General features: G+C 67.1%; 23 protein-coding genes and 1 tRNA gene. 9 read left to right on the forward strand and 15 right to left on the reverse strand.

Annotated elements, in window-relative coordinates; all coding sequences use genetic code 11:
- Window positions 1–9: 9 nt before the first annotated feature.
- Genes ABD729_RS11725 through ABD729_RS11745 form a run of 5 tightly spaced genes read right to left on the reverse strand, consistent with a single transcriptional unit; the run spans window position 10 to window position 4,317 of the window.
- Window positions 10–621, reverse strand: a complete 612-nt coding sequence (locus tag ABD729_RS11725; protein ID WP_344710480.1) for a GNAT family N-acetyltransferase — start codon at window positions 619–621, stop codon at window positions 10–12.
- Entirely contained in the window at window positions 618–2,183 is a 1,566-nt protein-coding gene (locus tag ABD729_RS11730; RefSeq protein ID WP_344710482.1) for an amino acid adenylation domain-containing protein, read from the reverse strand. The genes ABD729_RS11725 and ABD729_RS11730 overlap by 4 nt, the downstream gene beginning before the upstream one ends.
- On the reverse strand, window positions 2,180–2,410 hold the full coding sequence (locus ABD729_RS11735; RefSeq protein WP_344710485.1) for an acyl carrier protein: 231 nt from the start codon (window positions 2,408–2,410) through the stop codon (window positions 2,180–2,182). Before ABD729_RS11735 ends, ABD729_RS11730 begins: the two co-directional genes overlap by 4 nt.
- A 19-nt stretch (window positions 2,411–2,429) precedes the next feature.
- The gene (locus tag ABD729_RS11740) at window positions 2,430–3,437 is read right to left on the reverse strand and encodes a hypothetical protein (RefSeq protein WP_344710487.1); all 1,008 of its coding nucleotides are present in this window, start codon (window positions 3,435–3,437) and stop codon (window positions 2,430–2,432) included.
- Window positions 3,438–3,441: 4 nt separating this feature from the next.
- Window positions 3,442–4,317 (reverse strand): glucosamine inositolphosphorylceramide transferase family protein, encoded by an 876-nt coding sequence (locus tag ABD729_RS11745; RefSeq protein WP_344710489.1) that lies wholly within the window; start codon window positions 4,315–4,317, stop codon window positions 3,442–3,444.
- A 165-nt stretch (window positions 4,318–4,482) separates the two neighbouring features.
- On the opposite strand from ABD729_RS11745, the gene ABD729_RS11750 reads away from it, so the two are divergent.
- From ABD729_RS11750 to ABD729_RS11775, 6 genes are all read left to right on the forward strand, one after another.
- Window positions 4,483–5,538 (forward strand): glycosyltransferase family 2 protein, encoded by a 1,056-nt coding sequence (locus ABD729_RS11750; RefSeq protein WP_344710491.1) that lies wholly within the window; start codon window positions 4,483–4,485, stop codon window positions 5,536–5,538.
- Window positions 5,535–6,650, forward strand: a complete 1,116-nt coding sequence (locus ABD729_RS11755) for a hypothetical protein (protein WP_344710492.1) — start codon at window positions 5,535–5,537, stop codon at window positions 6,648–6,650. Before ABD729_RS11750 ends, ABD729_RS11755 begins: the two co-directional genes overlap by 4 nt.
- Entirely contained in the window at window positions 6,647–7,981 is a 1,335-nt protein-coding gene (locus ABD729_RS11760) for a lipopolysaccharide biosynthesis protein (RefSeq protein WP_344710494.1), read from the forward strand. Before ABD729_RS11755 ends, ABD729_RS11760 begins: the two co-directional genes overlap by 4 nt.
- A 10-nt stretch (window positions 7,982–7,991) precedes the next feature.
- Window positions 7,992–9,209 (forward strand): acyl-CoA dehydrogenase, encoded by a 1,218-nt coding sequence (locus ABD729_RS11765; protein WP_344710496.1) that lies wholly within the window; start codon window positions 7,992–7,994, stop codon window positions 9,207–9,209.
- A gap of 133 nt (window positions 9,210–9,342) precedes the next feature.
- On the forward strand, window positions 9,343–10,584 hold the full coding sequence (locus tag ABD729_RS11770) for a glycosyltransferase 87 family protein (RefSeq protein ID WP_344710498.1): 1,242 nt from the start codon (window positions 9,343–9,345) through the stop codon (window positions 10,582–10,584).
- A gap of 98 nt (window positions 10,585–10,682) precedes the next feature.
- On the forward strand, window positions 10,683–12,020 hold the full coding sequence (locus tag ABD729_RS11775; protein ID WP_344710500.1) for a hypothetical protein: 1,338 nt from the start codon (window positions 10,683–10,685) through the stop codon (window positions 12,018–12,020).
- On the opposite strand, the gene ABD729_RS11780 is transcribed toward ABD729_RS11775, so the two are convergent.
- The 4 genes from ABD729_RS11780 to ABD729_RS11795 form a co-directional block, all read right to left on the reverse strand.
- Window positions 12,017–12,676 carry an ATP-dependent Clp protease proteolytic subunit gene (locus ABD729_RS11780; protein WP_344710502.1) on the reverse strand — a complete coding sequence of 220 codons (660 nt, stop codon included), beginning with the start codon at window positions 12,674–12,676 and terminating at the stop codon, window positions 12,017–12,019. The two genes, ABD729_RS11775 and ABD729_RS11780, sit on opposite strands and share 4 nt — an antisense overlap.
- 63 nt (window positions 12,677–12,739) lie before the next feature.
- Window positions 12,740–13,969, reverse strand: a complete 1,230-nt coding sequence (locus ABD729_RS11785; protein ID WP_344710504.1) for a glutamate-5-semialdehyde dehydrogenase — start codon at window positions 13,967–13,969, stop codon at window positions 12,740–12,742.
- Window positions 13,966–15,072 carry a glutamate 5-kinase gene (proB, locus tag ABD729_RS11790; protein ID WP_344710506.1) on the reverse strand — a complete coding sequence of 369 codons (1,107 nt, stop codon included), beginning with the start codon at window positions 15,070–15,072 and terminating at the stop codon, window positions 13,966–13,968. Before proB ends, ABD729_RS11785 begins: the two co-directional genes overlap by 4 nt.
- A complete protein-coding gene (locus tag ABD729_RS11795) occupies window positions 15,072–16,046 on the reverse strand; it encodes a glycosyltransferase family 2 protein (protein ID WP_344710507.1) in 975 nt (324 codons plus the stop codon). The genes proB and ABD729_RS11795 overlap by 1 nt, the downstream gene beginning before the upstream one ends.
- Before the next feature lie 115 nt (window positions 16,047–16,161).
- Between ABD729_RS11795 and ABD729_RS11800 the strand changes: the two genes are divergently transcribed.
- Window positions 16,162–17,694: a hypothetical protein gene (locus ABD729_RS11800; protein ID WP_344710509.1), complete on the forward strand. Its 1,533-nt coding sequence runs from the start codon at window positions 16,162–16,164 to the stop codon at window positions 17,692–17,694.
- Window positions 17,695–17,698: 4 nt separating this feature from the next.
- Here ABD729_RS11800 and tig read toward each other — a convergent pair whose 3' ends face one another.
- Window positions 17,699–19,318 (reverse strand): trigger factor, encoded by a 1,620-nt coding sequence (tig, locus tag ABD729_RS11805; RefSeq protein ID WP_344710511.1) that lies wholly within the window; start codon window positions 19,316–19,318, stop codon window positions 17,699–17,701.
- Between the two features lie 60 nt (window positions 19,319–19,378).
- Window positions 19,379–19,463: transfer RNA gene (locus ABD729_RS11810), tRNA-Leu, on the reverse strand.
- A gap of 93 nt (window positions 19,464–19,556) precedes the next feature.
- Here ABD729_RS11810 and ABD729_RS11815 point away from each other — a divergent pair.
- Entirely contained in the window at window positions 19,557–19,757 is a 201-nt protein-coding gene (locus tag ABD729_RS11815) for a hypothetical protein (protein WP_344710513.1), read from the forward strand.
- Between the two features lie 97 nt (window positions 19,758–19,854).
- Here ABD729_RS11815 and ABD729_RS11820 read toward each other — a convergent pair whose 3' ends face one another.
- The 4 genes from ABD729_RS11820 to ABD729_RS11835 form a co-directional block, all read right to left on the reverse strand.
- Window positions 19,855–20,379: a phosphatase PAP2 family protein gene (locus ABD729_RS11820; RefSeq protein ID WP_344710515.1), complete on the reverse strand. Its 525-nt coding sequence runs from the start codon at window positions 20,377–20,379 to the stop codon at window positions 19,855–19,857.
- A gap of 109 nt (window positions 20,380–20,488) precedes the next feature.
- The gene (locus tag ABD729_RS11825) at window positions 20,489–21,118 is read right to left on the reverse strand and encodes a hypothetical protein (RefSeq protein WP_344710517.1); all 630 of its coding nucleotides are present in this window, start codon (window positions 21,116–21,118) and stop codon (window positions 20,489–20,491) included.
- An 18-nt stretch (window positions 21,119–21,136) separates the two neighbouring features.
- Window positions 21,137–22,351 (reverse strand): M48 family metallopeptidase, encoded by a 1,215-nt coding sequence (locus ABD729_RS11830; RefSeq protein WP_344710519.1) that lies wholly within the window; start codon window positions 22,349–22,351, stop codon window positions 21,137–21,139.
- Window positions 22,348–23,145: a hypothetical protein gene (locus tag ABD729_RS11835; RefSeq protein WP_344710521.1), complete on the reverse strand. Its 798-nt coding sequence runs from the start codon at window positions 23,143–23,145 to the stop codon at window positions 22,348–22,350. The genes ABD729_RS11830 and ABD729_RS11835 overlap by 4 nt, the downstream gene beginning before the upstream one ends.
- Before the next feature lie 258 nt (window positions 23,146–23,403).
- Between ABD729_RS11835 and ABD729_RS11840 the strand changes: the two genes are divergently transcribed.
- Entirely contained in the window at window positions 23,404–24,060 is a 657-nt protein-coding gene (locus ABD729_RS11840; protein ID WP_344710523.1) for a DUF6975 family protein, read from the forward strand.
- Window positions 24,061–24,072 lie beyond the last annotated feature (12 nt).

Genomic DNA, 24,072 nt, shown 5'->3' on the forward strand with positions numbered 1-24,072 from the left:
CCCGTCAGCCTAGGCGAGGTCTCGGGCGAGGTGGTGGTAGGCGAGTGACCTGCCGCTGCGGGGGTCGGTCACCGCTTTCGTGTCGGCACGTCGGAAGCCGTGGCGCTCGTAGAAGCGGAGCGCGGGCGCGTTGTCGGCGGCGACTTCGAGGACGATGCGATTGGCCGCTGCGGCGCAGGCTTCGGTTTCGAGGTGGACTAGCAGCCGGTCGCCGACGCCCGTGCCGCGGGCGGCCGGGGTGACGGCGATGCGGCTGAGGTAATAGTCCCCGGGCCTGGGCTGGAGCATGACCGTGGCGGCGCGCTGCATGCGGTCGCGTAGATCGGCGTCGGCAGCGAGGAGGCCGCTGCGTTCAAGGGTCAGGGCGCTTTTGAGGCGTGCGACCTTGAGATCACGGGCCGACAGGCAGGCGATCATCCCGGCTGGAACCTCGTCTTGAAGCCAGAGCCAGCCATGCGGGGCGGCATATTCGGCGACGGCGCGGTCGAACAGGAGGCGGGTTGCCTGTCGCGCCAGGCCGAGATCGTCATAGGCGAAGTGGTTGTAGGCCGCGGAGGCGGCAGCCTCGAGCGCGAGATATTGGTCGCTCCACTCCGGAAACGGGCGGACGAAGTCGTTCAACTGGTGAGCGTCGCGGCAAGGGCGCGGCGGTCGATCTTGCCGTTGGCATTGAGGGGCATATCGTCGATCACGAGGACTTGGGAGGGCACCATGTAGGCAGGAAGCTGGGCCGCGACCGCCTGTCTGCAGGCGGCGGTGTCGATGTCGTTGCCGGTGACGAAGCCGACGATCCCGTCTGCCCTGCCATCGACTTCGGGCCAGCCGATGGCGACGGCCTGGATGACCCCCTGCTGGCCTTGCAGGCAAGCCTCGATTTCGCCGAGTTCGACGCGGTAGCCCTGCACCTTGATCTGGTGGTCGGTGCGACCGAGGTAGACGTAGGTGCCGTCCGGTAGGCGCCGGGCAAGGTCGCCGGTGCGGTAGAAGATGCCCGCTGCCTGCTCGTCGCCCGACAGGCGCACGAAGCGGTCGGCGGTCCGGCCGGGGTCGCGCCAGTAGCCGGGCGTGGTCTGCGCGCCGCACAGGCACAGCTCCCCCGCCTCGCCATCGGGGACGAGCTTCAGTTCGTCGTCGACCAGTGCCGCGCCGAGCCCCGCGAACGGCCGTCCAATGGGGACGATGCCGTTGATGCAGAGAGGCGGCGACACCTGCTCGTCCCAGCGATGCCACATGCAGGCGATGGTGAGTTCGGTCGGGCCGTAGAGGTTCTCGACGACCGAATTGGAGGCGGCGGCCTGCCACGCGCGGGCGGTGGCGAGGGGAAGCGGTTCGCCGCAGAACAGGCTCAGGCGCAGCGAGGGAAGCGCGGCATCGGCGAGCGTGCCCTTGCGCCGCATCAGGGCCGGGATCGAGGGGACCGAAAACCACACCGTCAGCGCATTGTTGCGAATGAAGCGTGCCGGCGCGAGCAGGTCGAGCGGCTGCATGGCGTAAACCGTCGCCCCCCGCTCCCACGCGACGAACAGATCGAAGATCGACAGGTCGAATGTCTGATCGAAAGTCTGGCTGAAGCGATCCTTGGCGGTGATCGCATAATGCGAGACGGCCCAGTCGATGAAGCTGCAGACGTTGGCGTTGGTGACGGGAACGCCCTTCGGAGTGCCCGTGCTGCCCGAGGTGAAGAGGATATAGGCAATGTCCTCACTCATCACGGAGGGAAGGTTGGTCGCTGCACCGCCCGGATCGGCCTCAAGCGATTCCGCGCCTTTGTCGGGCATGATGAGAAGCGGAGGGCTGGAATATCCGTCGAGGATTTCATCGAGCCGCGCAGAGAGGGCTGCATCGACGATGATCGCGTCGAGATCGCTCGCCTCGATCATGGCGCGGGTACGGCCGGCCGGAAAATTCGGATTGAGCGGGACGAAGCTGCCGCCCGCGAACAGTGCTGCAAGAACGCCGACATAGGCTTCGCGGTTACGGGAAGCGAAAATGCCGATGCGCCGCGCCGGGCGTCCGAGCCGCGCGACGATGTTGGAGGCCAAGCAACGGGCGAGCCGTTCGACCTCGCCATACGTCAGCGTTTCGCCCTTGATGACGAGGCACGGCGCGCAGGGGGTTTGCGCGGCGGAACGCAGGAAGCCGCTGCGAAGCGACCGCCCGTCCTCGCGATCGATACGCGTCACCGCGCCTGGTTCTCGGTCACGTAATCGCGGATGTCCTGGACGCTGAGGAGACTGACCATCGTGTCTTCATCGATGGTCGTGCCGGTCTGCGCTTCGAGTGCCAGCATCAGATTGACGTGCGCCAGGCTGCTCCATTCGGGAATGTCGCCATAGGCCAGGTCGTCGGTGATGCTGGCCGGATCGATCTTCAGGACAGATGCGATCAAGGCGTCGACGGGCCGGTCCATTCTTCCAGATTCCTGTTCTTCAGTAGATGCAAGCAAGGTCGGTATCGAGATAGCTCATGCCCGTGAAGCCCGCGCTGCACGATGAGAGACTGTCGACCTTGTTGAGATAGAGCGGCCAGGGCACCGAACCGCGCAGATAGCCGGCCTTCTTGAGGGTCTGTGCCGGGCCGCGGTCGTGCGCCGCGATGATGGTGGTCACCAGCGTTCCGCCCTCGGCGAGGCAATGGCCTGCGACGGCGCGCGCCAGAATGGCAAGGTCGGCCGAGATGCTTGCGCGGTAGACGACCCGCCACCGCTGGCGATCGTCACGATTCCTCCACACGAGTGCGGCGGCGCGCCATTTCCCTTGCTCGCCGAGCAGCAGCGAGGTCGTCACGATGTCCGGACAGCGGCCGAGCAGCCAGTCCAGATGCTCCTGCGAATAGAGGACCGTGCAGCCCGTTGCCGACGGCGCTGCGAATAATGGTTCGAGGTCCGGCGCGACGCAGGGCACGATATGGACCTCGGAAGGGATAGTAGTCGTTGCCAACGCGATGCGCCCCACGATGCCGCGGCTGAGCCTGGGCAGGAAGCCGAGCCTTTCCTCGACCCGCTCCAGCAGCGCCGAGGTCCGCAGCGGCCGATGATAGAAGAGCGCGGCGTCGTCGACGGTCAAAGTGGTGGCAAGCGCCGGAAGGATGGCGTGCGTATCGTCGCTCCCTCCGACATTGCCCACCTGCGGAAAGAGCTTGCGGGCCTCGGCAAGGAGGCGGACCCCGACGCCTGGGCTGCGCTTGGGATCTTGAAGCAGCCAGTCACAAGTCCAGAAGAAATCGCTGGTGTCGCCGGCCGATTGCAATCGTGCGGGGATCAGTCCGATGAAGCCGCGGACTTCTCCCTTGTTCAGCCAAACGATCCCGCGTTCCTTGTCCTTTGCGAAGTCCGGATCGAAATACTTCCAGGCAATATGCGCGCGATCCTTGCCGAGCCTTGCGAAGAAAGCGTGGACGAGGTCGGGATCGACCTGGCTGAGCGGAAGGATGGCCATTCGCCTATCGAAGCCAGCGCAAGCCGAGCGCAAGCAGCTTGTTGACGAGATAGTCATATTGCAGCCCGTCCACCGCGACGACGTTGCGCCCTGCGAAGCGCGCGTGGCTGAGGTGATGCGCCCCTTGCGCGCGCCATGCCTTGCTTCGGTCGAACAACCTGTCGCGAACGAGTGTCTCACGATAGGTTTCGAGCGAGAGTTCCTCCACCCTTAGTGCCGCGAGATTGCTTCCGTAGGTCGTGCTTCCATCCTGCGCGAGCCGGTGGAGGTGCCCGTCGAGTTCAATGAAAGCGCCCCCGTTGCGCGCATATTTCGGATCACGCGATATCGGGTTGGCGGGATGTGTGACGAACGGGGAATCGAGGCTTTCCGCGCTGAAAAGATGAAGCTCTTGCGCATCGTTGCTGGTGAACAGCCACCAGCGGCCTTCGCGGCGGACGATCGTGCTGTCGTACCAGGCGCCTTCCAAAAGTAGCTTGTGCCTAGTGAGCCCGCCGGGGAAGCGATCGAAGCGGTAGAGCGCTACCTCCTTCTGGCTGCCGGTTTCCGGGAGCATGTAGAGGTCGTCGCCGTCGGCAAACACCTGCGGATAGGAAAGGTGATGCGGTGCGGAGAGGACCGGGCCGAGATCCTCGAACGCCGACAGATCGCGGGTGCGGCGGGCGGCGATGTGGCCCAGGCGTCCCGTCTCCTGCACCTCGTGGAAGAGGTAAAGCCAGCCATCGTGGACGAACAGGAAGGGGTCGGCCTGGGTATGGACAGAGCGGGGCCGCCAGCGGATCGTGCGGCTGCTGAACAGCGCCAGCTCCTTCGCCCCGGAGATGTGCAGCGGATCGTCACCGGTTTCGAGAACCGCCATGTTCCAGACCCTGCCGCGCATCTAGCGGAGCTTCCGTGCAGGCTGATGGTCAGGGCTCATCGGCGGCGTTCTGCGGCCTGCCAGCGCGGTCCGCAATGGCGAAAGTGAGCCGGGCCGATCGCTGCCTCCCCGCCGATGCCACCTGCCCAGCTTGCCCTTGTGCGGGGGTTGGGCCAGACGGCGCTGATGCACGTGCCTGCGGTGTCGGTCCTGATCATCGTCCACAACCGCGCCCATACGATCGGGGCGGCGGTGCGCAGTGTGCTGGGACAGACGTTCGGCGATTTCGAGCTGGTAGTGATCGACGATGGTTCGACCGACGGGACGGCGGCGACGGTGGAGCAGTTCGCCGATCCCCGGCTGCGGCTGGTGCGGGGGCCGCAAAACCAGGGCATTCCGCTCGCTCGCAACCGCGCGCTCGGCGCGGCGCGGGGACGCTATATCGCGTGGCTCGACAGCGACGACCTTTGTCATCCCGAGCGGCTGGCGGTGCAGTTCGATCATCTCGAGCGGCACCCCGCGACCGCCATGATTGGCAGCGCCGCGCGCAAGATCCGCGTCGACGGCAGCCTGATGAAAGGTGGCCGGGTGCCGTTTCGCACGCATGAGGAAATCCGTGCGCTGCTGCTGTTCCGGTCGGCGTTCCAGCAGAGCAGTATCTTCGGCCGGGCCGAGGCCTTGCGCGCGGTGCCCTACGATCCTGCTTTTCCGGTGTGCGAGGACGTCGACATGTTCGCGCGCTTCACCGAGCAGTATCGCGCGGAGAACCTTCCGCAATTCCTGATCGCGCGGCGGATCCATTCGGGCCAGACAATCCGCAGCAACGTTGCGCGGATCATCGACCGGCAGATGACGATCAGCGGCCGCGCGCTCGCCCGGCTCGGGCTCGAGCATGACGAGGAGGAACTGCGCCGCCACGTTATCCTCGGCGGGTCGTTCGACAACCAGATCAGCGATGCGCTGATCGACTGGTCGGAAGGCTGGTTCGAACGCATCCGCGCCGCCAACGCGCGCACCCGCCTCTATGACGAGCGGGCGCTGAAGGCGGTGTTCGACCTCATCGTCATGAAGGCCGCGTTGCGCCGGTTCGGCAAGGAGCCGGCAAGGATCGGACGCTTCGCCCGGTTCGTCGCGCGGCACCCGGGCGGGCTGCTGGCACTCGCCAAAGACGCCGCCCTCCCCTTCGTGCCGATCAAGGGCCGCCCCTCCGCCGCGGGCCTGCGCCCGCTGCTCAAGGCATGACGGACAGGCGCCGCATCGCCTTTCTGTACGTCGGGGGCGTGCACCACGTGTTTCACACCCTGCCCGTGGCCTGTGCGCTTGCCCGGCGCGAGAACGTCGAGATCACCGCTTTCTGCGCCGATGCGGCGATCGAGGCGACGGTGCGGCAGGTGCTGGACGACTTTCCGGGCGCGACGGTTCGTGTCGAACGGCTGAAGCGGCCCGCGCTGCTCGACCGGCTCGGCAAGCCGAGCCTCACCAAGCTGCCGATGCTGTGGCGCAGCCGGGGCATGCTGGCGGGCATGGACGCATTGGTCACGGCCGAATGCACGTCGATTGCGCTGAAGCGGATGGGGGTCACCCGTCCGTTGTTTGTCTGCCAGCCGCATGGCGCGGGGGACCGGGCCGTTTCGTTCGAGCCGCGCTTCCGCCGCTTCGACCGGGTGCTGGTCGCCGGGCCCAAGACGGCGCGGCGGATGGTCGACAGCGGGGTCGAAGCGCGCCGGGTGCGCGAGGTCGGTTATGCCAAGGCCGAATATCTCGCCGCCCGCGCCCGCCTGCTGCCCCGCCCGTTCGATAACGAGCGGCCAATCGTCCTCTACAATCCGCATTTCCGGTCCGCCTTGTCGTCGCTGGACCGGGCGGAGGAGATCGTCCGGGCGATCCGCGAGGGGACCGACCTCAACCTGATCGTCGCTCCGCACATCCGGGTGTTCGAAGGCGCTTCGGACAGTGAACTTCGGCGCTGGCAGTCGCTGGTCGTTCCGGGGCGGGTGCTGGTCGATACGGGCTCGCCGCGGATGATTGACATGAGCCACGTGGCGGTGGCCGACCTGTATCTCGGCGATGTGTCGAGCCAGGTTTACGAGTATCTCTTGCTGAAGCCCCGCCCCTGCCTGTTCGTCAACGCGCATGACGTCGCGTGGGAGGACGACCCCGATTATGCCTTCTGGTATTTGGGCGACGTGGTGCGTCCGGAGGAGGTCGTGCGCGGGATGGCCGATGCCCTCGCCCATCCCGATCGCTATCGGGAAAAGCAGGTCGCGGCCGTCGCGGAGACGTTCGGGCCGCTCGAGGGGTCGGCCGAGCGCGCTGCCGATGCCATCCTTGCCAGCCTTGGCGAGCCGCGATGAAGCGCTGGTTCGAAGACCAGGCGATGCGCTCCATCCTGCGCAACACCTCGTTTCTCGGCCTGTCCAAGGGCACAGCGGCGGTGGCGAGCCTGGCCGTGCTGGCGCTTGCCGCACGCGACCTTGGGCCCACCGGCGTCGGTTTCCTGCTGCTGGTGCACAGCTACGCGATGGCCGCGAGCAGCCTCACCCACTTCCAGTCGTGGCAAGTGATCGTCCGCTACGGCAGCCGCCCGCTTGCCGAGGGCGACTCCGAGCCGTTCCGCCGGGCGGTGTCCTTCGCGCTGGGGCTGGACCTGCTGACCGGGATCGGCGGCATGCTGCTGGCGATGGCGCTGCTGCCGTTGCTGGCCGGCTGGTTCGGAATCCCGGAGGACCTGCGCACGCCGGCGCTGATCTACTGCCTGCTGATCCCGACCATGGCGTCGGGCGCGGCCAATGGCGTGCTTCGCGCGCTGGACCGGTTCGACCTCATCGCGTGGCAGTCGCCGATCGATGCCTATGCCCGGCTGGTGCTGGTGGTCGGCGCCTACCTGATTGACGCGCCGCTGCTCGTCTATCTGGTGATCTGGGCGAGCACCGACCTGCTTGGCGACCTCTACCTGTGGAGCGCGGCCGTCCGCGAGCTGCGCAAGCGCGGGTTGCTGAAGGGGCTGTGGCCGACCCTCCGGCCAGCCGGGCTCGACGGGGGGTGGCGGTTCGCCGTTGCGGTGAACCTCACGGCGTCGGTCAACAGCGCCTGGGGGCCGGTCGCGCGCCTGCTGGTCGGCGGACTGCTGAGCCCCGCAGCAACCGGCCTCTACCGGGTCGCGAGCAGCCTGATCGACGCAGTACAGAGCCCGATCGACCTGATGGCCAAGGCGGTGCATCCCGAACTGATGCGGCAGGACCCTTCGTCGGCGCGGCCGTGGCGACTGATGCTCCGGACGATGGTGCTCGGCACCCTGGTGGCGCTGTTGGCGTGGGGGCTGATCAGCCTGTTCGGGAAGCAATTGCTGGTCCTGGTGTTCGGTCCGCAGTTCGCGCCGGCCGCGCCGTTGCTGTCGGTGCTGCTGATCCTGCCGGTGATCGCCACCCTCGCCTTCCCGTTGCCGGCGATGTTCTACAGCCTCGGCAGGCCGGGCGGGCCGCTGGTCGCCAATATCCTGGGCGCCCTGGTGTTCGTCGGAAGCCTGCCTTTCCTGACCGGGACCTATGACCTGATGGGCGCCGGCATGGCACTGGTGCTGGGACGGCTGGTATCCTTGCTGGTGATGGGTGCGCAGCTGTTTTTCCTTTATCATCAGCAGCCACGAGCCAAGGTCGGGGTGGAAGCGGAACGCCAGCTCGGCTAGGGGCGGCATCATGCTCAAGACCCCTGATCCCGCCCTCGCCCACGAGCCCAGGCTCAAACCCTTCGACTGGTCCGATCCGTTCGGGCTGGAGGAGCAACTGACCGAGGACGAGCGCCTCGTCCGCGACACCGCGGAAGGCTATGCCCAGGAAAAGCTGCAGCCGCGGGTGACCGAGGCCTATCTGAATGAAAGCTTCGACCGCGAGATCCTGCGCGAGATGGGCCAGCTCGGCCTCATCGGGGCGACCATTCCGCAGCAATATGGCGGCGCCGGCCTCGGCTATGTCGCTTATGGCCTGATTGCGCGGGCGGTGGAGCGGGTCGACAGCGGCTATCGTTCGGCGATGAGCGTGCAGAGCTCGCTCGTCATGTATCCGATCTTTGCCTACGGTTCCGAAGAACAGCGCCGCAAATATCTGCCGGGCCTGGCGTCGGGCGAACTGGTCGGCTGCTTCGGCCTGACCGAGCCGGACGCGGGCTCGGACCCGGGCGGGATGCGCACCACCGCGAAGAAGACCGACACCGGTTACTCGTTGTCGGGCGCCAAGATGTGGATCACCAACAGCCCGATCGCCGACGTCTTCGTGGTGTGGGCCAAGTCCGAAGCGCATGGCGGCAAGATCCGCGGCTTCGTGCTCGAAAAGGGCATGCCGGGCCTGTCGGCGCCGCAGGTGAAGCAGAAGCTGTCGCTACGCGCGTCGATCACCGGCGAGATCGTGATGGATGGGGTCGAGGTCGGCGAGGATGCGCTGCTTCCCAACGTCGAGGGGTTGAAGGGGCCGTTCGGCTGCCTCAACCGCGCCCGCTACGGCATCGGCTGGGGCTCGATGGGTGCGGCCGAGGCCTGCTTCCACGCCGCGCGGCAATATACGCTCGATCGCCACCAGTTCGGGCGGCCGCTGGCGGCGACCCAGCTGGTGCAGCTCAAGCTGGCCAACATGGTGACCGAGATCACGCTTGGCCTGCAGGCGGCGCTGCGCGTCGGACGGCGGCTGGAGGATGGCGAGCTGATCCCCGAGACGATCAGCCTGATCAAGCGCAACAATGTCGGCAAGGCGCTCGACATCGCCCGGATCGCCCGCGACATGCACGGCGGCAACGGGATCAGCGCCGAATATCAGGTCATCCGCCACGCGCTGAACCTGGAGACGGTCAACACCTACGAGGGCACGCACGACGTCCATGCGCTGATCCTCGGGCGGGCGATCACGGGGCTGAGCGCCTTCTGACGGGTCCCGGAAAGGCACAGGGCTGGCGTGTCGCGACCCGCCCCTGTTGCCTTTTCATGGCATCGCCACTCTTCTTGCCGGGGCGGCCCTGACTTCGCCGGCTGTAATCGATTCGGAAGAGTGGAAGCGTTCTATGCTGGTGCAGTCGAGTGCCGGAGATGAGAAGGATGACGGCTCGGCCTCGCAACTGACGCGGCGCGGACGCGACCTTGGCCCGCTTGAACTCGGGTTCGGGATCGCACTTGCCGTCGCCCTTCATGTCCTGGTCTTCCCCGTCGAGACCGCCGATGTCCGGGACTATCTGATCCCCTGGTTGCGGCACACCGATCAGGTCGGTCTCGATTACCTGCGTCAGCCGTTCACCGATTATGCTCCGTTCTACGAGCATCTGTACGCTTTGCTGTCGCTGTTTCCGGGCGACGCGGTGATCCGGGCCAAGATTTTCTACATCTGCTTCGAGGTGGCCGGTGCCTTCCTCGTGACGTTGGTCGTACCGCGGGACAGCCGGCGCCGAGCGTTCGTCGCTGCACTCCTGCTGCCGACGGTCATCCACAATGCGGCGGCGACCGGACAGTCGGACGCGATCTACACCGTTTTCCTGCTGCTATCGTTACTGGCGTCGATGCGCCGCCGGCCCGTCTTTGCCATGCTGGCCTTTTCTGTGGCGCTGAGCATCAAGTTCCAAAGCCTGCTCTACCTGCCGTTCCTTGCCCTGCTCTTCTTCAGGAAGCGGCAGCCCTGGTGGACCTTCAGCCTGCTGCCGGCGGGGTACGTCCTGTTCAGCATTCCGATGTTCCTTGCGTCGCGCCCAATCCAGGACCTGATCAACGTCTATACGAACCAGGCAGCCAAGAATGGCGGGCTTTCGTCCAACGCGCCCAATTTCTGGCTTCTAGGCAATGCGCTGCCCGACACCCAAATTGCGCTGCTGATCGGGCTTCCCGCGGCCGCGCTGACAGTCCTCGCGTGCGTCATCTGGATGTCTCGAAAGAGACTTGTCGACAGCAAGGAAGGGATGTTGCTCGCCGCGACGACGCTGATGTTCCTGTCGACGTGGATCGCGCCCAAGATGCTCGATCACTTCTTCTATCCGGCGCAGATACTGTTGCTGTGCCTGTGTTTCTACAACGGCCGCTATCTCGTCGTCCTCGGCCTGGCGCAACTGGCGTCGCTGCTTTCCTACGTTCCGTTTATCATGGTCAGCTACGACAGGTTCAATCCCTTCTTCGGCGAAACCGGTTACATGCAGAGCCATTTCGGCTTCGGTTGGGGAATCTTCGCGCTTGCCGGCGCGGTGCCGATGACGATGGTCGTCGTCATCTTGCTGCGCTGGTGCGCGAACTATCGCGGTGAAGGCGAACCGCAACTGTCCTGAAGCGGGGCCGTCGCGGGATGCCCTGTTGCATCCGCCAGGATAGTTTCGCATCCCCGGTGTCGCATGATTAGTGGGGGCGCGTAAACGAGATGGCCGTGATGACCTGGAGCCGTGGCCTGCTGGCCGAGCCGCGGCGTGCCCGCACCTTGCTGATCCTGTTCGTCCTGCTTGGCGTGTCGTTGCGGCTGGCGTGGGCGATCTTCCGCCCCGATAGCGGCGCGTCGGGAGAGGCAGCCTTCGTTGCCGAGGCGCTCGCCGACGGCCGCGGCTTTGCCGATGCGTATGCCCGGGGCCAAGGCCCGACTGCCCACCTTAGTCCGATCAGCCCGTTGATCGCCGGCGGGGTCTATGCGCTGTTCGGGGTGCGCAGCGCGCTGTCAGAATCGCTTCTGACCCTGTGGTCGGTCGGGCTGGTCTTTGGCGCTTTCCTGCTGCTGTATCGCGCGTTCGGCCGCATCGGCCTGTCGACGCGGGCGCGGCTGATCGCGATCCTGTTCCTGTGCGTGGCACCGACCTATATCGCGCAGGAGGCCGTCGACTTCCGGATCTGGGAAGGCGGTCTTGCCATTTTCCTGGCCGCCCTGTTCTTCGATCGGGCAATGAAGCTTGCCACGGGTCCCGTCGACCGGGGACAGTTGATCATTCTGGGCGCGGTTGCGGCGCTGCTGTTCTTCGTCAATCCGCCGCTCGGGCTTGGCGCCGGCCTGTGCGGCCTGGTGCTGGCGGTGCGGCGGTTCACCTTGCGCGACACGCTGCTGGTCTGCGTGTCGGGGCTGGTCTGCCTGGCAGCGCTGGTCGGGCCGTGGGCCTATCGCAATTATCAGGTGTTCGGCGAATTCGTGCCGCTTCGGAGCAATGCCGGGCTCGAACTCGCGCTGGCCAATCATCAGGCGGCGGTTGACGGCGCCGACCAGGGCCAGGTGTTCGAGCAGCGGCTGAAGGACATCCACCCGACGCAGACCGCCGCCGCCTTTGCCAAGATGAAGGCTGCCGGCGGCGAGGTGCCTTATGCCCGCAAGCTCGGGCAGGAAACCAAGGCATGGATGGCCAGCAACAAGGCTGGAGTGGCGAAGCTCGCGTTGCGGCACCTCAGGCAGATCGTCATTCCCGATCCCTGGCAGTTCGCGAACCGCGCCAAGACGTTGCGGGCGGCGGTTGCCGGGCTGGCGGGCGTGCTGGGGCTTATCGGGCTGGCGCTGGGGTTGCTGAGCGACCGGCGCGCCTGGCTTTATCCGGTGGCGCTGCTCGTGGTTCCGGCGCTTGCGCTGTCCTTCTTCCAGCCGGTGTCGCGCTACACCTACCTGTTCTTCCCGTTCTTCGCCTTTGCAGGCGGCTATCTGATCGATCGCTGTTGGTTGGCGGTGATGGGGCGGAGGTCCGGGCGGGAGAGCGGCAATCCGATGGACGCGCCGCTCTCCCCGGGGTCGGTCGCCTAGGCGTCCGGCGCGCCGCCGCTGCCCATTCCGAGCTGCTCCATGTCGGCGGCATCGGGACGCTTGTCGAAGACGGCGTCGATCAGGCCGAAGGCCTTGGCCTCGTCGGCCTCGAGGAAGCTGTCGCGGTCCATTGCCTTCTCGATGTCGGCAAGGTCCTTGCCGGTATACTTCGCATAGAGCGAGTTGAGGCGGGTGCGCATGCGCAGAATCTCGCGCGCCTGGATCTCGATGTCGGACGCCATGCCCTGCGCGCCGCCCGACGGCTGGTGGACCATGATCCGGCTGTTGGTCAGCGCCACGCGCATGCCGGGCTCTCCGGCGGCGAGCAGGAAGCTCCCCATCGAGGCGGCCTGGCCGATGCAGACGGTGCCGACGCGCGGACGGATGTACTGCATCGTGTCGTGGATCGCGAGGCCGCTGGTGACCACGCCGCCCGGCGAGTTGATGTACATGAAGATGTCCTTCTTCGGGTTCTCGGACTCGAGGAAGAGCAGCTGGGCGACGATCAGCGAGGACATGTGATCCTCGATCGGGCCGGTGATGAAGACGATCCGCTCCCGCAGCAGCCGCGAATAGATGTCGAAGCTGCGCTCGCCCCGGTTCGACTGCTCGATGACGATCGGTACGAGCCCGGAGATGATGTCCTGATGATCCATGGGAGAAACTTTTCGTCCTGTCGTTTGTGACTGCCGACTACATCGGCGGGTGGGCGGATAAGTTCAAGGCCGGACCTGCCCTGCCCCACGCACCACATATTTGAAGCTGGTGAGCTGCTCGGGCCCGACGGGGCCGCGGGCGTGGAGTTTGCCGGTGGCGATGCCGATCTCCGCGCCGAAGCCGAATTCGCCGCCGTCGGCATACTGGGTCGAGGCGTTCCACAGGACGATGGCGCTGTCGACCGTATCGAGAAAGGCTTCGGCGACGGCGCGATCCTCGGTGACGATCGCTTCGGTATGGCCGGTGCCGTAGCGGGCGATGTGCGAAGCTGCTTCGTGCCAGTCGCTTACGGTGCGGATGCTGAGGATTGGTGCGAGATATTCGGTGCGCCAGTCGTCCTCGGTCGCGAGGCGCATCGGGACGACTGCCGCGGCCTCGGCGTCGCCGCGCAGTTCGCATCCTTCGAGCGCCTCGGCGATGGCGGGGAGCATCGGCAGCGCGGCGCGATCGATGAGCAGGGTCTCGGTCGAGCCGCAGACCGACACCCGGCGCAGCTTGGCGTTGTGGACGATGGCGGCGGCCATGACGGGATCGGCCGCGTGATGCACATAGGTGTGACAGACGCCCTCGAGATGTCCGAGCACGGGCACCCGCGCCTCGGCCTGGATGCGCTCGACGAGACTGCGCCCGCCGCGGGGAATGAGGAGATCGAGCGTACCATCGAGGCCCGCGAGGAGGTCACCGACGAGGGCGCGGTCGGCCGTCGGCACGATCTGCACCGTGGCTGGCGGCAAGCCGGCTTCGGCAAGGCCGCGGACAAGCGCGGAGTGGATCGCCCGGCTGCTTGCGAAGCAGTCCGAGCCGGGGCGAAGGATCACCGCATTGCCAGAGCGGACGCAGATGGCGGCGGCGTCAGCGGTGACGTTGGGGCGGGCTTCGTAGATCATGCCGATGACCCCGATCGGGGTCCGCACGCGGGCGATGTCGAGACCGTTCGGCCGCTGCCAGCGCGCGATCTCGGCGCCTACCGGGTCGGGAAGGCCAGCCACCGCCTCGACCCCTGCGGCGATTGCCTCGACTCGTTCGGCGTCGAGGCGCAGCCGGTCGTGATGCTGCGTCGCGGCAGCGAGGTCGGAGGCATTTGCGGCGAGGATGGAGGACGAGTCCGCGCGAAGGTGCGTGGCCATCGCGCGGATGGCGGCGGTGCGCTGCTCGGCGCTGGCCGCGCGCAGGGCTTCGGCACCGTCGCGGGCCGCGCGGCCGAGGTGGTGCATGTCGGGCGAGAGGTTCATCGCAGCACCATGTCGTCGCGGTGGATCAGGGCATCGCCGCGCGAATAACCGAGCCGTGCGGTGATCTCATCCCCGCGCGCGCCGAGCAGTCGCCGCGCCTCGTCCGCGTCGTAGCGGCTGAGGCCACGTGCGATCTCCTCCCCATCCGGGTCACGGACGGAGAGGCAGTCGCCGCGGGCGAAAGCTCCCTCGGCGGCAGTGACGCCCGAGGGAAGGAGGCTGCTTCCGCGGCGGAGCGCGGCGGCGGCGCCGGCATCGATGACGAGCGAGCCGATCGGCGCAAGCGTTCCGGCGATCCACGCCTTGTAGGCGCGCGCGGGCGATCCATCGGCAGCGATACGGGTCCGGCGCGCTTCGCCCGAAAGGAGGCGGCGAAGGGCGCCAGGCTCGGTCCCGCTTCCGATCAGGGTGGCGCAGCCGGCGGCGGCGGCAATCCGCGCGGCCTCGAGCTTGGTGCGCATCCCGCCGGTCCCCGGCCCGCTGCCGGAGGCGCCGCCGGCGAGGGCAATGATCGCGGGCGTGACGGCGGCGACGTCGGGAACATGGGCCGCATCGGGATCGCGGCGAGGGTCGGCGGTATAGAGGCCATCGACGTCGGACAGCAAGACGAGCAGGTCGGCCCCGGCAAGCTGGGCGACGCGTGCGGACAGGCGGTCATTGTCGCCGACCCTGAGTTCGGCGGTGGCCGTGCTGTCATTTTCATTGATGATCGGAACCGCGCCCGCCTTCAGCAGCGCGGCGATGGTGGAGCGGGCATTTAGAAAGGCGCGGCGGTCTTCGGTGTCGTGAGCGGTCAGGAGCAGCTGGGCGGTGCAAAGGTCGTGAGATGCGAAGGCCGTTTCCCACGCCTGCATGAGGAAGGGCTGGCCGGCGGCGGCCGCAGCCTGTTTGTGATCGAGGCGGGGCGAGCGCGACAGGCCGAGCCGGCCAAGCCCCAGTGCGACCGCGCCCGAGCTGACGAGGATGACCTCGGTCCCGTCACGGCGAAGGGCGGCGACGTCGGCCGCAATATCGGACAGGAAGGCGGTGCGCGGCCCCTCCCCGCTCGTCACCAGTGCCGAGCCGAGCTTTATCACCAGCCGCCGGACGGGCGGCCCGGCCATCAGTCCCGTTCGCTCGGCGCCGGGTGGGACAGATAGGCAAGGCGGCGGATCTCGCGCCGTCCGTGAGTCACGGTGTCGAGGATCAGGCCGGCCAGGAAGGACAGCACCGCGATGATCACCATGCCGGTCACCAGGATCGCGGTCGGGAAGCGCGGCACCAGCCCGGTGTCGAGGTAGGTCAGGACCAGTGGCACCGACAGGATCAGCGCGGCGGCCAGCAGCAGCGCGCCGATCGAGCCGAAGAACAGCCACGGCTTTTCGGTCCGGAACAGGTTCAGCATGACCTTGAGGATGCGCCAGCCGTCGCGATAGGTCGACAGCTTGGACGTCGAGCCTTCGGGGCGGGCACCATAAGCGGTGGCCACTTCGCCCACCGGCATCCTCAGTTCGAGCGCGTGTACGCTCATCTCCGTCTCGATCTCGAACCCGGCGGAAAGCACCGGGAAGCTCTTCGCAAAACGGCGCGAGAAGACGCGGTAGCCGCTGAAGACGTCGGTGAAGCTGCGCCCGAACATGCTGGAGAGGAGGCCGGTGAAGAGGCGGTTGCCGAGCACGTGACCGCCGCGATACGCTTCGGCCGCCTCATGCTGGCGGGTGCCGACCACCATGTCGAGCTGCTCCCTGACGAGGAGGTCGACCATCGCGGGCGCGGCAAGCGGATCATAGGTGAGGTCGCCGTCGGCCATCACGTAGACGTCGGCTTCGATGTCGGCGAACATCCGGCGGACGACGTTGCCCTTGCCCTGCTGGCGTTCGGTCCGGACGACGGCGCCGGTCGCCCGGGCGATCTCTACCGTGCGATCCTTGCTGTTGTTGTCGTAGACGTAGATGGTCGCGTTCGGCAGCGCGGCGCGGAAACCGGCGATCGTCGGCGCGATGGCCGCTTCCTCATTGTAGCAGGGAAGCAGGACGGCGACGCGTACCCCGTCGCTGAAAGGGACGGAGCGCGGGGCGGAGATGGCTTCGCTGATCATGCCGCTTGTACAGGCGACTGAGCCCGTCTGGTCAATCTCCTTTCATCGCGCTTGTGTGCTTTCGGTACAGCCAAGCCGTTGCGCCCCCACCGGCCCCACCGTATGCCGGGCAGGTATGCGGAAGTTTAAGGGCGTCAGAAGCGATCATCCTGGGACTGCCGCCTCCTTCTGGGCGCAAGTGGCCTTTGTCGTCGCCACGCTGTCGCTGCTGTGGCCGGCGTTGCTGCACGGCAAGCCGTTCCTGTTCGCCGATTCCAGCGCCTATGTCCGGGTGGTCGATGCCGCGGTCTACAAGAGCATTGGCTATTCGAGCGCCTGGACCCGTTCGGGCGAGGTCGAGCGGCTGCAGGAGCAGGCTAAGCCCGGCGCTACCCAGCCCGCTAGGCCGGTAGCGGCAAGCGAAGAAGAGCAGCTCAACCAGAACCGCGTGCCGTTGCTGGGCAGGTCGGTCTATTACGGGATGCTCGCTTACGGCTCGGCGCTGACCGGGCAGTTCTGGCTGCTGGGCCTGATCCAGGCGGCGGCGATCGCGGCGGTCGTGCTGATGTTCCTGACCGACCTTGGCGCCGGGGAGAAGCGCAGGCGGTTATGGCTTGCCTCGCTGGTCCTGCTGTTGATCGCCGGCACGTCCACCCTGCCCTTCTTCACATCGTTCGTGATGCCCGACGTGTTTGCGGGCGTGGCCATCCTTGCGGCGACGATGCTGATCTTTTCGCCCAACCGGATGCGTGGGCGAACCCTGTTCTGGTTCCTTCTCGCGGCGGCGGCGGCGCTGTTTCATTCGAGCCATGTGCTGATCATCGGGGCGCTGGCAGTCGTCGGCGCGCTGATCACGCTCCAGCAGCGCCAGCGTAACTGGGGCCGCGTGGGCCTGGTCCTCGCTGCGGCGCTGACCGGGATCGTCGGGGAAATGATGTTCGCCAAGGGCGTCGAGGCGGCGCTCGGCACCCCGCCGATCCGGCCGCCCTTCCTCACCGCCCGGCTGATCGATGACGGTCCCGGGATGCGTTTCATCCAGGAACGGTGCGCGACCAGGCGCTTCTACGTCTGCGAATTCCGCGATCGTCTGCCGCAGGCGAGCGACATTTTCCTGTGGGATCCAGATCCGGCACGAGGGGTGTTCAATACGCTCGATCCCGCCGGCAAGCGCCGGATCGCCGAGGAGCAGGGCAGCTTCGTCCTTGCGGTCGTGCTGGCTTATCCGGGTGAGGTGCTGGCCAGCACCACGCGCTCGGCCGCCCACCAGCTCGGCCTCATGCGGCTTAGCGAATTTCGCGATATCGACCTTGGCCGCGGAGACGCGGTGTCGGCGCCGGACGCGGTGGTGACGGGCCTTCATGATGCAGGGCGGCTGGCGCCCTATGTCGACGCCTACGCCAATCTCAGCCTGGTCGTGGCGGTCCTGGCGCTGCTCGCGCTGCCGTTCCTGGTCAGGATGAAGCTGGTGGATGGCCGGGTCGCCATCATGATCGTTGCCGGCGTCCTGGTGAACGCGCTGGTGTGCGGCGGCCTGTCGACTCCGCACGACCGCTATGGTGCGCGCGTGCTGTGGGTCCTGCCGCTGCTCGCCGCTTCGGCAATGGCCAGACTGGCTCCGTCGCCACGCGGGTCACCGCGGTGGCGATCGGAGCCGATCAGCAGCCTTTAAAGGCTCAGGCCGAAGCCTTCTTCGACTTCTTGGCCGGGGCCTTCGCGCCCGCACCGTCCTTGACGGGCTCTGCCGCGACCGGGGTTTCCGGCTCGGCTTCGACCGCGCCCTTGGCGGGCTTGGCAGGCTTGGCCTTCTTGGCGGCGGGCTTCACTTCGGAAGCGGTCTCGGCAGCCTGCGCAGCGGGAGCTTCCTCGGTGGCGGCGGCAGCAGCCTTCTTGCCCTTCTTGGCCTTGGGAGCCGGAGCCGCCTCGCCATGGTCGTGGCCGCAGCCCGGACCGTGGACATGGCCTTCCTCGGCCTCGAGGTCGGCTTCGATCTCGGCGCGGGTCGCGGCGCGATCGGTGATCTCGGCCTTGGTGAAGAGGAAGTCGACGACCTTGTCCTCGTAGAGCGGGGCGCGCAGCTGGGCGGCGGCCATCGGCTCCTGCTGGATGTACTGGATGAACCGGTCGCGGTCGGCCGGGCCGTACTGCTGCGCGGCCTGGGCGATCAGGCGGTTCATCTCCTGCGAGGTGATCTCGACGCCATTGGCCTGGCCGATCTCGCTCAGCAGAAGGCCGAGGCGGACGCGGCGCTCCGCGATCTTGCGGTAATCGTCCTTGTCCTTTTCGATCTCGGCCTTGGCGGCTTCGGGATCGGCCTCGTGGCTCGCTTCATGCTCGAGCTGGGCCATGATGTTGGCGAACTCGGCTTCGACCATCGAGGGCGGAACCTCGAAGTCGTGGCTGGCGGCCAGCTGGTCGAGCAAGCGGCGCTTCATGTGGGTGCGGGTGAGGCCGTTCAGTTCCTGCGTCTGCTGGTCGCGGAGCAGGCCCTTCAGCTGGTCGAGGCTCTGGAGGCCGAGGGTCTTGGCGAACTCGTCGTCGATCACGGTTTCACCGGCGATCTTCACCGCCGTCACCTTTACGTCGAAGGTGGCGGGCTGACCCTTGAGGTTTGCGGCCGGATAATCGTCGGGGAACGAGACGTTGAGCGTGCGCTCCTCGCCGACCTTCGCGCCGATCAGCTGGTCCTCGAAGCCGGGGATCAGGGTGCCGGAGCCGATTTCGACCGCCATGTCAGTGCCGGTGCCGCCTTCGAAGGCGACGCCGTCAGCGGTCTTGCCGACGAAGTCGATCACGACCTGGTCGCCGGTTTCGGCGGCCTTGCCCTCGGGGGCATCTTCGAAGCGCTTGGCGTTGCGGGCGAACTGTTCGACCTGCGCGTCGACCGCGCTCTCGTCGGCTTCGGCGCTCAGGCGCTCGAGCTTCAGGCCGTCGAGCTGCGGGGCCGGAATGGCGGGCAGCGTCTCGAGGCGAACGGTCACCTCGGCATCCTTGCCGGCCTCATAGCCTTCCTTGAGCTCGATCGCCGGCTGCATCGCCGGGCGCAGGTTCTGTTCGGTCAGGAGCTGCTGGATGCCCTGCTGGATGGTGGTGTTGAGCGCGTCCTGGTGGAGCGCGTCGCCGTGCATCTTGCGGATGAGGTTGGCCGGAACCTTGCCGGGGCGGAAGCCGGGCATGCGCACCTGCGGGGCGATGCGCTTCACCTCGCCGGCGATCCGCTCGTCGATCTCGGCTGCCGTGAAGGTCAGCTGGTAGGCCCGCTTCAGGCCCTCATTCTCGATCTCGACATGCTGCATGGTGACGACAAATCCTGGATAAACAAGTTGAAAGGCACTTCGCCTTGGCCGGGCGGAAGTTGGTGCGGGCGAAGGGACTCGAACCCCCACATCTTGCGATACTGGTACCTAAAACCAGCGCGTCTACCAATTCCGCCACGCCCGCGCGAGCGTTCAGGGGCGGCCCTATAGCAGGCCAGCCCTGCGGGGCAAGACAGAGACAGGGACCCGAGGGCGCTCATCCGGCGTTTCACCGCACATGCAACAGCTTCCCCCCTTCCCCGACGACGCCCCCGGCTTCGAGCCGGCCCCGCCCGAGCAGCCGGCCCAGCCGAGCCAGCCCGGCCAGCCGAGCGAAACCCCGACCGAGGCTCCGCCCGCGGAAGCCCCGATCGACGTGCCGAGCCCGGCCAGCCCCGGAACCGAGACCCCGGCGACCCCGATCTCGCCCGTCTCTTAAGTCCGGGGCGCGACGCCCCCTCCGTTTCGAGCCGAGCAGGGTGGTCCATGTCGTCGAGCGCGGCATCGCTACGCTCGACCGGCCGTGACGAGCTAAATCAGTAGCGCTTCGCTCGTTCGATCAGCGCATCGACCAGCGCTTCAGCGGCGACGCCGATGATCGCGCCGGCGATGACGTCGGTCACATAATGTTTCGAGCGGATGACCTGCGCGGTGCTGGCGAGGCTTGCCAGGCCGAGCGCCGGCAGTCGCGCGCCGGGGTTGTCGCGGGCGACTGCCATGGCGACGGCGACGGCACCCGCGGTGTGTCCCGAGGGAAAGCTGTTGTAGTCGCTGTCGTGGCGCTGCCCTTCGCGAAGGACGTAGTCGCCGCGGCGCGCGGCAGCGTCTGGGCGGGTGCGATCGACCATCTGCTTGACGATGCCGCGAAGGCCCGTGGCCAGGAGATGGGCGGCAAGAATGCGGGTGCCGGTGCGCCAGAGCGGCCCATCGCGCATCACCGCGGCCGTGGCGAGGACACCGGCCGCGGCGGCATAGAGGGGCTCCTGGTCCGAGAGATCGCTGATCGCGCCGATCGCCCGGACGCCAAGCTCGCCGGTGTACGGCAGGAGAGCGTCCGCCACGGCCGCGTCCAGTTCCTCTCCCGGAGCGACGGGATCGATAGCGGGCAAGTTGTCATGATTGGTCACAGGACCGCTCAACGGTGCGGCACGTGACAATGTTGCATGAACCCTAGCGGCGGCGAACGGCGCTCCGCACCATTGCTTCGAAGTCGGGCAGCGCCTGCTGATAATAATGCGAGCGCGCGGCGTCATACATGATCATGTAAAGCTTGCCGTCGATCACCGCGCCGACCGCCCTTCCCTTGCGCCACACCTCGTCGCCATCAAGATGTTCGTAGTCCCACTGGAAGCCGCTGGTGCCGAGGAACGGGCGCGGGGCAAGGCCAAGCGTCTTGAAGTCGACCGCGCCGCCTTCGACGCGGTAAAGCGTTTCGAGCAGGCTGACGACTTCCGGTGCGGTCATGGTGGAGCGGAAGCGCGGGACCTGGCGATCGGCCTTATATTCCTGCCAGATCAGCCGCTTGTTGTCGGGCAGGCCGGTGATGAAGGTGACCCCATCAAGATACGGGCCGTTCAAAGTCCAGTCCTCTACCCAGCGCACGTCATTGAAGGAGAAGCCGCCCTGGCGGTTCCATTCGCGCGGGGAGATGACGCTCATCGCGCCGGATCCGACGTTGACCGTCTGCCCGGTGCGGACGAGGCCGTAGGGTGTCGCGAAGCCGCCAAGGCCCCCGCCCCCGGTCGAGCTGCAGGCTGACAGGCTGGCCGCGAGGGTGCCGGCGAGAAGGAAGTGTCGCATGGTGTTTCGCATCGTCGGTCAGCCCTGGATCATCTGGCGCACGAACGGCGCGTCGGGGGCGCCGGGCGCCATGGCGAGGTAGCGCTGGAGCGCGGTGCGGCCCTCGGCGGCCCTGCCCTGCTTCATCAGCATGACGCCGTGCCAGCGCCACGCATCGGCGGGGGCATCGGGATATTTGACCGCCTCTGCATAATTGAGGGCGGCCGCCTGCTGGTTCTGGATGCCGTCGCGCAGGCGGAAAATCTCACCGCGGTAGAAGAGCAGGGTGCCGTTCCAGCCGTCGCGGGCGAGGGTTTCGACGATATACTGGCTGGCGCCGGGGTCGTTCAGTTTCACCTGGTCGTCGAACAGGCTTGCGCGGATCGGGGCGATGGCCTGCAGATAGCGGTCACGCCCGCGGTCGTAGCTGCGGCCCGGGACCGTCAGTTCCTGCGCGGAGACGGCAAGGTCCTGCAGCCGTTCGCGCGGTGCGGGGTGGGTGGAGAACAGGCTGTAACCGCGGTCGACGCGCTTGCGCCGCTCCTTGGCGGACCATTCGAGCTCGGTGATGAGCTGACCCCAGGTGTCCGACATCGACATCGGCGCATAGCCTGCTTCGGCGATCAGCTTGACACCCATCGCGTCGGCCTCCGCCTCAAGCTGGCGGCTGTAGCGGAACAGGGTCAGCACCGTTCCCAGCTCGGCCAGGCGGACGAGGTCGCCCGTGTAGGTGCCGGTCGCGCCGCCCGCCATGCCCGCAACCATCGCGAGGCCGGCGAAGATGTTGGTCTTGCGCTTCATGTCACGCCAGCTGCGCAGCTGGTGCTTGAGGAGGAAGTGACTGCTTTCGTGCGCGATGACGCCGGCGAGCTGCGCTTCGTCTCGCATCCGCAGCAGAAGCCCGGAAAAGAAGACGGTGAACCCGGTCGGGAACATCATCGCGTTGAATTCGGGCACGCGCGCCAGATAGATGCGCATGTCCTTGGCCGCCGGGCCGCCGACCTTGCCGATCAGCCCCTGAAGATAGGTGTTGAGCGCGGGGTCGCGGATCAGGAGGTTGGAGCCGGCGACCTCCTCCTCCACCCGCTCCATCTGCTGCCACAGGCCCTTTTCGTCAGTGTCGACGGGCCGATATCCGGGACCGACCAGCGGCTTCAGACTGGAAGGCGCGATGCGGGCCGAGGCGGGACTGACGACGAGCGCGGCGGCACCGCCAGCTAGCATTGCCCTGCGGGAAAGATCGAGGCCGCTCATCGCGCTTTCTCCGCCGCGGCCTGCGCGCGCCTGACGTCGCGACCGGGCTTCATCCGGCCGAGCAGGCGGTCGACCAGCTGCGCGGCGCCTTCGGGCTTGCGCATGTCGCCAAGCTTGATCCCGGCCACCTGCGTTCCGGCCTGGACGACGTTGAACCACACCACTTCGCCGGTGCGCAGGTCGACGAGGCTGGCATAAGCGCTCTGTCCGCCGCCGCCGATGTTGGGCGCGCAAAAGCCGATGAAGCAGCCGGCGATCCCGAGCACCTGGAGCGCGACGCGCCCGCTGTCGGCGAAGCTGTCCTCGGCATGCATGAAGAGGGCATAGTCATAGCCCGTGGCGCGGCCGAGCTTCACCGCGTCTTCGCCAAGCGTGTAGTCGAGCCCCTTGCCCCGCTTGGTCGGAAGCTCGAGGCCGAGAAACTTGTGGAGGGCGATCGAATTGCCCACCGCCGAATGGAGCCGCTCAAGGTCGGCGACCACGTCCGGGGAGACGCCAGGAAGGGCGTTGCGGCGATCGAGCACGAGGGTCTGCCCGCCCCTTCCCGCCTGCTGCGCCTTTAGCGCGGTGATGAGGTTCGCGCGGGCCGCTTCGGTCCAGTCGGCGCGCGGCTCGGTCAGTCCGCCGGCCTTGATCGAACCGACGGTGACGTCGGGCCGCATGACCAGCAGCTTGTAGTCGCCTTGGGGCGGGGTGAACTGAAGATCGGCGATCTGGCGCGTCTGCACGCAGGCCGAAAGGCAGAGCGACATGGCGCCGAGCGCCGCCGCGAACCGCACTTGTCCTTTTTGCACTCGACCCCTCCTGGCGACACCTGCAGGTCTACGAAAAATTATCGCCTAATCAGATACTTGTATCCACTCTCGGCTAAATCGCCAGCACTTTCAACACGATGAACGCCTTATCACCCGAGGCGCTCCCGAACAGTTCCTGCCGCTTCCTTAAGGCCGCGCTAACCCTGTCTTTACGCGGTTTGGAATAGCTTGCTCCGATATGAGGCCGTTTCCGAATGGAAGTGGTGGGGAAAGGACAGTCAGATGGTGCAATCGGGAGTGGCTCGGCAAGCGGGTTCGGCAGTGGCCGATGCGCATGCCGCGCGTCTCGAAGCCGCGGGCAGTGCGACGCACGGTCATGCCGCCGATCTGGCCGGTCCGTTGGCGCCCTATCGCGCCCGCGACCTCGATGATTTCGTGCACCTGCTGTGCGCGGTCTACGGGCGCCAGCCGACCGTGGTCGAACTGGCCCTTGGCAGCGTGCCCCCGGCCGGCGTCCGCGCCTGGCTGGAAGGCGCGGCGTCGGCATTCGAGCGGGAGCGATTGTATCTCGTCCGGCTGACCGCCGCGGCCGGGCCGGTCCCGAGCACGCCGGGCGCCGCCGAGACTGAGGCGGCGCTGCTTGCCCAGCGCCATGCCCTCGAGACCCTCGCCCGCTCCGAGCGCAGCGGCTGCTCGCTGGGGGCCGCGACCGCGCTGGTCGGCGATTGGGTCAATCTTCGCCCCCTGCTCGACCGGGTCGCGCAGCGGGTCGGGGTCGACGTGCCGCCGTGCGCGCTGCCCGGCCCCGCGTCGATCGCCGAAGCCCTGGAAGCCGGCGCGTCGAGCCTGGCGGCGGAACGTGCGATCCGGTTCGGTGCCGAACAGCTGCTGCTGCAGCAGCGGGCCTTGTTCGACCTGCTCGAAGCGCGCAGCGAGGCCCGCGAAGGGCTTTAAGGTTCTTTCGCT

Source organism: Sphingomonas humi (assembly GCF_039536725.1).
Classification (GTDB): Bacteria; Pseudomonadota; Alphaproteobacteria; order Sphingomonadales; family Sphingomonadaceae; genus Sphingomicrobium; species Sphingomicrobium humi.

What these genes read in the sequence shown, in the direction of transcription:
- ABD729_RS11740 (WP_344710487.1), bottom strand. Translation starts at nt 3,437, where the DNA reads ATGGCCATCCTTCCGCTCAGCCAGGTCGATCCCGACCTCGTCCACGCT.
- ABD729_RS11750 (WP_344710491.1), top strand. Translation starts at nt 4,483, where the DNA reads ATGCACGTGCCTGCGGTGTCGGTCCTGATCATCGTCCACAACCGCGCC.
- proB (WP_344710506.1), bottom strand. Translation starts at nt 15,072, where the DNA reads ATGGCCGGGCCGCCCGTCCGGCGGCTGGTGATAAAGCTCGGCTCGGCA.
- ABD729_RS11825 (WP_344710517.1), bottom strand. Translation starts at nt 21,118, where the DNA reads ATGCGACACTTCCTTCTCGCCGGCACCCTCGCGGCCAGCCTGTCAGCC.
- ABD729_RS11830 (WP_344710519.1), bottom strand. Translation starts at nt 22,351, where the DNA reads ATGAGCGGCCTCGATCTTTCCCGCAGGGCAATGCTAGCTGGCGGTGCC.
- ABD729_RS11795 (WP_344710507.1), bottom strand. Translation starts at nt 16,046, where the DNA reads ATGATCAGCGAAGCCATCTCCGCCCCGCGCTCCGTCCCTTTCAGCGAC.
- ABD729_RS11765 (WP_344710496.1), top strand. Translation starts at nt 7,992, where the DNA reads ATGCTCAAGACCCCTGATCCCGCCCTCGCCCACGAGCCCAGGCTCAAA.
- ABD729_RS11785 (WP_344710504.1), bottom strand. Translation starts at nt 13,969, where the DNA reads ATGAACCTCTCGCCCGACATGCACCACCTCGGCCGCGCGGCCCGCGAC.
- ABD729_RS11780 (WP_344710502.1), bottom strand. Translation starts at nt 12,676, where the DNA reads ATGGATCATCAGGACATCATCTCCGGGCTCGTACCGATCGTCATCGAG.
- ABD729_RS11760 (WP_344710494.1), top strand. Translation starts at nt 6,647, where the DNA reads ATGAAGCGCTGGTTCGAAGACCAGGCGATGCGCTCCATCCTGCGCAAC.
- tig (WP_344710511.1), bottom strand. Translation starts at nt 19,318, where the DNA reads ATGCAGCATGTCGAGATCGAGAATGAGGGCCTGAAGCGGGCCTACCAG.
- ABD729_RS11815 (WP_344710513.1), top strand. Translation starts at nt 19,557, where the DNA reads ATGCAACAGCTTCCCCCCTTCCCCGACGACGCCCCCGGCTTCGAGCCG.
- ABD729_RS11755 (WP_344710492.1), top strand. Translation starts at nt 5,535, where the DNA reads ATGACGGACAGGCGCCGCATCGCCTTTCTGTACGTCGGGGGCGTGCAC.
- ABD729_RS11770 (WP_344710498.1), top strand. Translation starts at nt 9,343, where the DNA reads ATGCTGGTGCAGTCGAGTGCCGGAGATGAGAAGGATGACGGCTCGGCC.
- ABD729_RS11800 (WP_344710509.1), top strand. Translation starts at nt 16,162, where the DNA reads ATGCGGAAGTTTAAGGGCGTCAGAAGCGATCATCCTGGGACTGCCGCC.
- ABD729_RS11775 (WP_344710500.1), top strand. Translation starts at nt 10,683, where the DNA reads ATGACCTGGAGCCGTGGCCTGCTGGCCGAGCCGCGGCGTGCCCGCACC.
- ABD729_RS11745 (WP_344710489.1), bottom strand. Translation starts at nt 4,317, where the DNA reads ATGCGCGGCAGGGTCTGGAACATGGCGGTTCTCGAAACCGGTGACGAT.
- ABD729_RS11735 (WP_344710485.1), bottom strand. Translation starts at nt 2,410, where the DNA reads ATGGACCGGCCCGTCGACGCCTTGATCGCATCTGTCCTGAAGATCGAT.